Consider the following 9192-nt stretch of genomic DNA (forward strand, 5'->3'; position numbering starts at 1 on the left):
CGCGGGGGAGGGGCGAAGCGCACCGGGGGATCGCCCCCGGATACGGCCCCGGTACGGCCCGTGGCCTTCCGGAGCGGGGGCGGGGAGGCCCCACGGCCGTTCCGGCCCTCCGATGTCAGCCCTCGCGCGCCGCTCCTCCGGCCACGCCGACGTCCACCTGCTCGGCGGCCCACGCCGCGAGGATGCCCGGATCATGACCGAGGGCAACCACCGCGCCCGGACCGGCACCGGGCGGAACGGCACCCGCGCCCACCGGATCGAGGGCCCGGTGGGCCGGTGGTACGGCAGCGCCGCAACCGGCCACCCGAACCCGCGGGACCACACCTTCGCGGACACCCCGCACGAGCACCTCTCCTCCACCACCGACCGGGCCCCCAACGCCCACGAGGCGGGCGGCCCCGGGATCGCCCGACGGCGGATGCCGGGTACGCGGGCGTCGGCCGGGGTGGGCATCACCCCGTGCGCCGTTCCGGCCGGGCCCCGTGCGGGGCCCGGCCGGAACGGCGCACGGACGACGGTCCGGGCCCGATCCCCCGGGGATCGGGCCCGGACCGTCGTCGACGGGGCGTCGGAAGGCGGTCAGCTCCCGGCCGGGGGCACCAGACGGGTGCCGCCGTCGGTGAGGGTCACCGGCAGGCCGGTGCGGACGGAGAGGTTGCCCGCCGCCCCGATCAGCACGCTGCGGATGCCGTCGCGGTATCCCGCCTGCCGGGCCAGCGGGTCCTCGCCCGGCCCACGGAAGACGTCGTCCAGCAGCAACCGGTCCCCGCCGCCGTGGCCGCCGGCGCCCTGCTCGATCGGCACCTCCTCGGCCTCGCTCCAGTGCGGGTGCAGCACCAGCCTCTCCCGGGAGCCCGCGGCGTGCTCCTTGCTCGCCGCGCTCGGGTCGATCGCCGCGTGCGGCGGGGTCCAGGACCGCTCGCACACCTCCAGCTCCAGCCGACCGGCGGTGCCGTTGAAGGAGACCCGGTACCCCTCCCACGGGGCGTGGGCGTTGAGCGAGTAGGTCAACAGGGCGCGGTTGTCGTACCGCACCAGCATCGACATGTTGTCCTCGATGTCGATGTCGTCCGCGAAGACGTCCCGGTCCCGGACGTACCCGTCCTCGTGCTCGGCGTCCAGGTAGAGCCGCTTGAGTCGTTCGTCGGCGGAGATGTCGAGGATGAAGGGGTCGGTCCCCAGGCCGGGGCTGCCCTGCCCGCGCTCCGGGCGTCCCTCCAGCCCTCGCGAACGGGCGTTGTCACCGCCGTAGAAGCGCAGCTCGGACTGGGCGAAGACCAGCTCGGGACGGGCGCCCAGCCACCAGTTGACCAGGTCGAAGTGGTGGGTCGCCTTGTGCACGAACAGGCCGCCGGAGGAGGCCTTGTCGCGGTGCCAGCGGCGGAAGTAGTCGGCCCCGTGGATGGTGTCCAGCACCCACTCGAAGTGCACCGAGGTGACCTCGCCGATCCGACCCTCCGCGATCAGTCGGCGGACGGCGGAGTTGCGCGGGGAGTACCGGTAGTTGAAGGTCACGATGATCCGGCCGGTGCTGCGCCCGGCCGCCGCCGCGATGGCCTCGCAGCCCGCGGCGTCCACGGTCAGCGGCTTCTCCACCACCACGTCGCGTCCCGCGTCCAGGGCGGCGCAGACGTAGTGGGCGTGGGTGGCGTCCACCGTGGTCACCACCACGGTGTCGGCGTCCTTGATCATCTCGTCGAAGTCGTCCGGCCCGAAGGTCGGCACACGGTGGCGACCGGCGGCGGCGATCCGGGCGTTGTAGTACTCCATCCGGGTGCGGTTGGTGTCGCAGAGGGCGACGATCTCACCGGTGTCGCTCCAGTCCCCGAGCAGCGCGTCCACATACATCTGCGCGCGATGGCCGAGGCCGACGAAGGCGTAGCGGCGGTTCACGTGAGGTTCTCTCCTCCGGATCGGGTCGGACACGCGTGATCGGTCCGGGGGCGGGACGGCGACCGTCCGGCCGCCGGCCCGCCCCCGGACCGACCGGGGCGCGCGGGTGGGGGGCACCCGGGACGGTGCCGACCCGGCGGGGCCGCGGGGCCCCGCCGGGTCGGTGGGCGAGGGTGCTCAGCCGAGGGTGTTGTCTGCCTCGTTCAGGAAGGCGGAGGCGGCCTCCTCGGGCGACATGCGACCGAAGATGACCTCCTCGCCGTAGCGCTGGAGCATGTCGGGGATCTCACCGGCCCCGGCGGGGTAGGCCCGCGGCGGGTCGGTCAGCTCGCCCTCCATGGCGGAGATGAACTCCAGCGAGGCGATGTCGGTCTCCGGCATCTCGTCGCGGATCTCCTCCAGCACGGCGTCGTTCATCGGCAGACCGCGGTCACTGCCCAGGATGCGGGCGGCGTCGGGGTCGTTGGCCAGGAAGTCGATCAGCTTGCCGGCGGCCTCCCGGTGGGAGCCGGACTCGGCGGCGGCCCAGAACATGGTGGGCTGCAGGAACATCCCGCTGGTGTCCGAGCCGGCCTCCCGGGGCATCCGCAGCACCTCCACCTCCTGACCCGAGCCGGTGGTCATGGCGTTGAGCTGGTTGCTCCACCACATGCCCATCGCGCCGGTGTTGGTGGCGATGAGCGAGGTCTCCACGCCGGTGGAGCCGATCTCGGTGCTCCGGGCCGCGTCGGGTGAGGCCCCGGCATCGATGAGGTCCAGGTGCGACCGGAACCAGTCGGTGAGGGTCTCCTCGGAGATGCCCATGGCGTCGTCCGTGTAGAAGTCCTCGCCGCGCTGGTTCGCGAACACCCGCAGATAGGCGTCGTTGAAGTTGATCTGGGTGCCGTAGACCCCGCTGTCGGTGTTCTCGCCGATCCGCGCGCTCAGCTCGAGGTAGTCCTCCCAGGTCCAGGAGGTGTCGTCCGGCACCTCCAGGCCCGCGTCCTCCAGCACCGCCTTGTTCAGCATGACGGCGAAGGTGTTGGCGCCGGTGGGGATGGCGTACTGGACGTCGTCCACGTTGCCCGAGGGCAGCAGCTGCTCGTTGAGGTCGGAGGTGTCCACCAGGCCGCCGAGGTCGGCCAGGGAACCGCGCCGGGCGAACTCGCCGAGGCGCCGGATCTCGATGGCGAAGACATCGGGGGCGTCGTTCGAGGCGACCTGGGTGGTCAGCTGGTCGTAGTAGGAGTCCCAGGCCGAGTACTCGCCCTGCACCCTGATGTCGGGGTTCTTCTCCTCGAAGAGGGCGATGGCCTCCTCGGTGATGCGGTGCCGGGAGTCGTCACCCCACCAGCTGAACCGGATGGTGACCTGGCCGTCGCCGCCGTCACCCGAGCCGGAACCGCTGTCGTCACCGGCACAGGCGGCGGAGAAGGTCAGTGCGCCGGCCACCAGCAGCACCGGCCAGATTCTCTTCTTGTGGTGGAACACGGAACTCTCCTTTGAATTCGGGTCGTGCTCGTGCAGTGCGGCCGATGGGTCCGCGGCTTACTTCAGGCCCGTGGTCGCGATACCGCGGACCAGGTACCTCTGTCCGGCGAGGAAGAATCCGAAGATCGGCCCCAGGGACAGTACCGAAATGGCGAACATGGGTCCCCAGGAGGATTCGCCACTCGAGTCGAGGAACGTGCGCAATGCCACCGGGACGGTGTGCACATCGGGATTGGTCAGGAAGATCAGCTGGCTCAGGAAGTCGTTCCAGGTCCAGATGAAGGTGAAGATGGCGGTGGTGGCCAGGGCGGGCATGGACAGCGGAATGATGATTCGGCTGAAGATGCGCCAGTGGCCGGCTCCGTCGATGAGCGCCGCCTCGTCCAGGTCCCTGGGAAGTGTACGGATGAACTGCACCATGAGGAAGATGAAGAACGCGTCCGTCGCCAGGAATTTCGGCACGATGAGCGGATAGAACGTGTTGATCCAGCCCAGCTCGGAGAAGAGGATGTACTGCGGCACGATCACCACGTGCAGCGGCAGCATGATGGAACCGAGCATGACGGCGAACCAGAACCGCTTCAGCGGGAATTCCAGCCGGGCGAACGCGTACGCGGCCAACGAGCAGGCGAGCAGGTTCCCGACCACGGCCCCGGCGGTGATGATCGCCGAGTTCATGAAGTAGTGGCCGAAGGGGTGCCGCAGGGCGTTCCAGCCGGCGCCGAAGTTCTCGAAGGTGATGCTGGTGGGGATGAGGCCCTGCTCGCGGAAGATCAACTCCTCCGGCTTCAGGGCGCTGGAGATCATCCACAGCAGCGGGTACAGCATCGCCAGGCCGAAGAGGATCAGCCCGATGTGGGTGAGGATCTTCTTCCCGCGCACGGCCGTCAGGGCCCGGGCGAGGAGGGTGTCGTTCATCGGGGCGGCGTGGGTCCCCGATCCGGACCGCTTTCCGGAGTCCGGCTTCGTACGGGTTTTATTTGTCATTGTAGAACACCCAATACTTGGACATCAGGAAGTTCACTGCGGTCAGGGAGGCGATGATGAGCACCAGGACCCATGCCATCGCGGAGGCGTATCCCATCTGCCAGGCGTTGAATCCGCGCTCGTACACGTACATCGTGTAGAAGAGTGTCGAATCCGCGGGGCTTCCGTTTCCGCCGCTGACCACGTACGCCTGGGTGAAGGACTGGAAGGCGTTGATCAGCTGGAGGATCAGGTTGAAGAAGATGATGGGGGTCAGCAGGGGAAGCGTAATGGAGAAGAACTGGCGAATCTTCCCCGCGCCGTCGATCGAGGCCGCTTCGTAATAACTTCCCGGAATCTGCCGCAGTCCTGCCAGGAAGATGACCATCGGGGAGCCGAAGGTCCAGACGTTCAGCACGATCAGGGTGCCCAGAGCGGTGTCCGGATTCGACACCCAACTCGTTCCCTGAATTCCGAGGAAACCGAGGAAGTCGTTGACCAGGCCGTCCGCGCCGAAGACCTTCCGCCACAGGATGGCGATGGCCACGCTGCTGCCCAGCAGCGAGGGCAGGTAGTAGATCGAGCGGTAGATCGGCAGACCCCGCACGCCCCGGTCCAGGATCAGCGCCAGGGCCAGTGCGAAGGACAGCTGCAGCGGCACCGAGACGAACACGTAGATCGCCGTGTTGGTCAGGGCCTTGACGAAGCGCGGGTCGTCGAACATCCGCGTGTAGTTGTCCAGGCCCACCCACTCGTGGTCGCCCAGCAGGCTGTAGTCCGTGAAGGACAGGTACAGCGAGGCCAGCAGGGGACCGGCGGTGATCACGATGAGACCCACGAACCACGGCGCCAGGAAGGCCAGCGCGGTCAGCGCCTCCCTGCGCCGCTTGCGCCGGCTCTGACGCGCGTGCTCGGGGTCGGGCAGCACGGGAACTGCTTGTGGCAACGCCTGTTTCGGCGGCACCTGTACGGCGGTCATGCGGGCCTCCCGATGAGTCCGGGGAAGTGCGGCAGCTCGGAGAAGAGCGCACACTCCCCGGCCGCGGTGGTGACGATGTCGGTGATCCCGGGCACCACCCGGCGGCGGGCGCCGTTCTCGCCCGGCAGATCGTCCGCCGGGAGGGGGGTGGGATCGGGTGCGGTGCGGACGGCCTCCAGGACGCGCATGAAGGAGCGGGTCGCGGAGAGCGGTACCGTCAGCGGGGGCCGGTCGGCGGGATCCGGCGCGGCCAGGTGGTCGACGAGGGTGCGCAGCAGCACCTCGCGGCCGTGCGTGGTGGTCACGGCGGGTTCGCCGTCGCGTTCCAGCGTGACCTCGTCCAGCGTGTAGCGCAGCACGATGCGGCCCCGCTCCCCGTGGACGGTGATCTCCGGCGGACGCTGCTCGGGGGCGGTCAGGGTGACCGCCACCACCAGCGGGGCACCCGCCGTGGTCCCGCCCGAGGTGCGCACCCGCAGGCAGGAGGTGTCGTCGGCCTCGATGTCGAAGGCCCGGTACAGCTCGGTCTCGATCGAGGTGATCTCCCCGCCGTCCAGGGCCAGCACGGTGGCCACGGCGTGGGCGAAGGGGTTGGTGAGGGCGCCGTCCACGACGTCCGTGCCGTCCAGCGTGCGGCGGCCCGCCCAGGCGGCCCGCGCGTAATAGGCGGTGTCCCGGGACCAGGCGCCGGCGCAGCCGATGCCGCGGATCGCTCCGATCGCGCCCTCGGCGATCAGCCCGCGCACCACCCGCGGCGCCCCCGAACCCAGCGACTGGAAGCCCACCTGGACCACCCGGTCGTACTCGGCGCAGGCGGCCGCGATCCGGTCGAACTCCGCCATCGAGGAGGCCGGCGGCTTCTCCAACTGGACGTGGGCTCCGGCGGCCATCGCGCGGATCGCCAGGTCGGCGTGGGTGTGCAGCGGGGTGGCGACCACGGCGATGTCCGCGCCGGTCGCCCCCACCAGCGCACCGAGGTCCGTCGAGTGCTCCGGCGAGCCCAGCCCGGCGGTCTGCTCCGGCGTCGGCGGACGCAGGTCGCACACCCCCACCAGCTCGGCGGCGCCCTCGGCGGTCAGCTCCCGCAGGGCGGGGAGGTAGGTGCGGCCGTATCCGTGGATCCCGGCCACCACCACGCGCAGCGGTCGGCTCATCGGGCACCTCCGGCGGCCGGCCCGGGATCCTCCGCGACCACGGTCAGTCCGGCGGTGTCGAAGTCCATCCCGTGGCCCGGGGTGCCGGTCAGCCACAGCCTCGACCCCTCGATCCTCACCGGGAACGGCTCGCGCAGCAGCCCGAGGGCCGCGAAGGAGGCGTCCTCGACCTCCTCCACCATCGCGGGGGAGGGCAGGGCGCAGGCCAACTGGCCGGAGATGTCCGGCAGCAGGTGGGGGTAGACGGGCACGTCGTGCACCCGGGCCAGTTCGGCGATCCGACGGAAGGGGGTGATGCCGCCCACCCGGGCGAGGTTGGGCTGCACCACGTCGCAGGCACCGGCGGCCAGCCAGTCCCGGAATCCGTGCACGGTGCGGATGTTCTCGCCGACGGCCAGCGGCACGCCGCACTCCTCGCGCAGTCGCAGGTGACCGGTGAGGTCGTCGGCGGGCAGTGGTTCCTCGATCCAGTGCGGGTCCAGGTCGGCCAGGGCCCGCAGCGCCCGACGGGCGCGGAACAGGTCCCAGCGCTGGTTGGCGTCGATCATCAGGCGCACGTCGGGGCCGACGATGTCGCGGACGGCCGCGACCCGCTCCACGTCCAGGGCCGGGTCGACGTGCCCCACCTTGATCTTCACCGCCGGGTACCCGGCCGCGGCCCAGCGCCGGGCCTGGGCGACCAGCTCCCCCAGCGGGTAGTGCAGGTTCACGCCGCTGCCGTAGACCGGCACGGAGTCCCGGCGCCGCCCCAGTTCGTCGGCCAGGGTGTGACCGGCCGCCCGGGCCCGCAGGTCCCACAGGGCGGTGTCCACCGCGGCCATGGCCAGCGTCGGGATGCCGCCGCCCCCGGCCTCGTGCAGGTGGGCCCACAGCGCGTCCCACACCGTCTCCGGGTGGGCGGGCAGTCCGATCAGGGCGTCGCGCACGTCCCCGGTGAGCAGCGCGTGCACGGCGGTCGCGCCCACCTGCGGGGTCCAGGTGAAGCCGGTCCCGGTGCGACCGTCGGCCAGCGTCACCTCGGCGAGGATCACGTGGTTGGCCGGCACGCCCGGTCCCCAGGGGCGGGGCAGTTCCACGCGGAAGGCGCGGGCCCGCAACCCGGTCACCGGCGGGGGCCGGTCGGTGACGCGGGGGGAGAGGGGGTGAGGCCACCGAACCCGGTGACCCCCGTCTCCCGGGCGAGCGGAACGGAGGGGGTGGTCACGACGCTTCCCTCGCCAGGGCCAGTCCGGCGTCGATGATCCGGGACAGCTCCGCCAGGTGCTCCCGGCCGAGGTCGACCAACGGCGGACGCACCGCTCCCACCTCGTGCCCGCGCAGCCGCAGACCCGCCTTGACCAACGACACGGCGTAGCCGGGAACGGTGCTGCGCAGTTCCACCAGCGGGGCGTAGAACTCGTTCAGCAGCCGCCGGACCAGCTCCGGGTCGTTCCCCAGGGCGCGATTGAAGGCACCGGCGACCTCCGGGACGAAGGCGAACGCGGCCGAGGAGTAGAGGTCCACCCCGATCGCCCGGTAGGCGGGCTGGGTCAGCTCGGCGGTGGGCAGCCCGTTGAAGAAGGTGAAGTCCTCGCCGAGCGCGGCACGCACGGCCAGGACGATCCGCTGCATCCGGTCGATGTCGCCCAGGCCGTCCTTCAGCCCCACCACGCCGGGGATCCGGCCCAGCTCGACGGCCTCGGCGGGGGAGAGGACCAGCGGACCGCGCTGGTAGAGGATGACCGGCGGGCCCACGGCGGCCACGGCGGCGACGTACTCGCGCAGCCCCTCGGCCGGACCCTGCGCGAGCCACGGGGGAAGCAGCAGCAGGCCGTCGGCGCCGGCGTCGGCGGCGGCCCGGGCGTGGTCCAGCGCGGTGCCGAGCGGGCCGCCGGCGCCGGCGAGCACCGGCACCCGGCCGGCGGTCTCCCGGACGGCGGTGCGCACCACCAGCGCCTGTTCGTCGCGGGAGAGCGAGGTCAGCTCACCGGTGCCGCAGGCGGCGAAGACGCCGCCGGTGCCGTGTTCCACACCGGTGGCCACGTGGCGGGCGAGGGCGTCGGTGTCCACCTCCCCGCTGCTGTCGAAGGGGGTGGCCGGGAAGAAGAGGACTCCCGTGAGTTTCATCGGATTCCCATCAAGATCGTGCCGGGGCGGATGTGGCGGTGCGGATGTGGTGGGGCGTCCCGGTCCCGCGGGACGCGGTGGACGGGCTCAGACGGTGCGGTCGACGGACCCCGCGACCGGCTCCGCGACCGGCTCGGTGACCAGTTCGGTGCGCCAGCCGCGGGTGGCCCGCCAGCCCAGGAGCCGCTCGGCCTTCGCGCTGGAGAAGGCGGGCTCGGTGCCGGTCAGGGCGGCGGCGGCCTCCGTCGTCCCGGGGTGGAAGCGGGGCAGCAGTTCGGCGAGGGGCCGGCGGGCCAGCGCGTCGGCGGCGCCGGCGAAGAAGACCTCGCCGTTGGGGATGGAGGGGAGCGCCTCCAGCAGACGCTCGACCAGGTCGGAGCCGTCCCGGGCGTCCAGGTAGTTGAACAGCGAGGCGGCGGAGAGCGAGGGGTCGTCCAGTCGCTCGGTCAGGGTGTGGCCGGTCTGGGTGGGGGCGCCGGCCCACTCCTCGGGGGCGATGACGAAGCAGGGGCGGATCGCCGCGAAGCGGGTGGCGTCCCCGGCGGCGAGCGCGAAGGAGGCCATGGTCTGCTCGGCGGCGAGCTTGGAGAGGCTGTAGGCGTTCCAGGGGCGGGCGGGGTGCTG

General features: G+C 71.6%; 8 protein-coding genes. All 8 read right to left on the bottom strand.

Features of this window, described 5'->3' with window-relative positions:
* Window positions 1–579: 579 nt before the first annotated feature.
* Entirely contained in the window at window positions 580–1893 is a 1314-nt protein-coding gene (locus FOE67_RS08590) for a Gfo/Idh/MocA family protein (protein ID WP_182662140.1), read from the bottom strand.
* 177 nt (window positions 1894–2070) lie between these two features.
* Window positions 2071–3363, bottom strand: a complete 1293-nt coding sequence (locus FOE67_RS08595; RefSeq protein WP_182662142.1) for an ABC transporter substrate-binding protein — start codon at window positions 3361–3363, stop codon at window positions 2071–2073.
* Between the two features lie 57 nt (window positions 3364–3420).
* Entirely contained in the window at window positions 3421–4281 is an 861-nt protein-coding gene (locus FOE67_RS08600) for a carbohydrate ABC transporter permease (protein ID WP_228473688.1), read from the bottom strand.
* Between the two features lie 58 nt (window positions 4282–4339).
* On the bottom strand, window positions 4340–5308 hold the full coding sequence (locus FOE67_RS08605) for a carbohydrate ABC transporter permease (protein ID WP_182662146.1): 969 nt from the start codon (window positions 5306–5308) through the stop codon (window positions 4340–4342).
* A complete protein-coding gene (locus tag FOE67_RS08610; RefSeq protein ID WP_182662148.1) occupies window positions 5305–6462 on the bottom strand; it encodes a Gfo/Idh/MocA family protein in 1158 nt (385 codons plus the stop codon). The genes FOE67_RS08605 and FOE67_RS08610 overlap by 4 nt, the downstream gene beginning before the upstream one ends.
* A complete protein-coding gene (locus FOE67_RS08615; RefSeq protein WP_182662150.1) occupies window positions 6459–7568 on the bottom strand; it encodes a mandelate racemase/muconate lactonizing enzyme family protein in 1110 nt (369 codons plus the stop codon). The genes FOE67_RS08610 and FOE67_RS08615 overlap by 4 nt, the downstream gene beginning before the upstream one ends.
* A gap of 94 nt (window positions 7569–7662) precedes the next feature.
* The gene (locus FOE67_RS08620) at window positions 7663–8568 is read right to left on the bottom strand and encodes a 5-dehydro-4-deoxyglucarate dehydratase (RefSeq protein WP_182662152.1); all 906 of its coding nucleotides are present in this window, start codon (window positions 8566–8568) and stop codon (window positions 7663–7665) included.
* A gap of 87 nt (window positions 8569–8655) precedes the next feature.
* A partial coding sequence (locus tag FOE67_RS08625; protein WP_182662154.1) for an NAD-dependent epimerase/dehydratase family protein occupies window positions 8656–9192 on the bottom strand: 537 nt, incomplete at its 5' end.

The sequence above is a fragment of the Streptomyces calidiresistens genome, from assembly GCF_014141525.1.
Taxonomy (GTDB): Bacteria; Actinomycetota; Actinomycetes; order Streptomycetales; family Streptomycetaceae; genus Streptomyces; species Streptomyces calidiresistens.